At 47.3% G+C, this 414-nt stretch carries 1 pseudogene; it reads left to right on the plus strand.

Going from position 1 to position 414, the window contains the following annotated elements:
• Positions 1 to 414 (plus strand): annotated as a pseudogene (locus UF06_RS21585) (hypothetical protein); the annotation flags it as partial.

Here is a 414-nt window from a genome sequence, read left to right on the forward strand (position 1 = left end):
GAAAGACTCAGCCTTTGTCACGTTCTATTTCAGTACCGATACGTTGGGCAGTACCGTTGGAGACGCAGGGGTTGCTAAAGGGATTGGTCAGCCTCAAGATGCACTATTTGGTATGGGGCTGTATTCGGAGAAAGACAGCCATATTGGTTTCCTCGCTGCATTTAATTATGCGCTCTCTCCCAATGTGCTGTTCAGTACTCAGATGAACCAAGCTCGTTTTAATGACAGTCCCTATTACTTAGGTGAGCAAGGAGATAACAACTCGTCGTTTGAATCTCAGACGATCACAAACAGTGATGAGCAAAAGTATAAGTTCGAATTCAAATGCCTGTTGCCGTGGGGCGCGGTGAAAGATCATGGTTTTAAAGGCGCGTTTCTACCCAGCCGCGACGTTCGGAATGCATCGCCTTTGGC

It is taken from the genome of Vibrio sp. S234-5, assembly GCF_000960595.1.
In the GTDB taxonomy this organism is placed as follows: domain Bacteria; phylum Pseudomonadota; class Gammaproteobacteria; order Enterobacterales; family Vibrionaceae; genus Vibrio.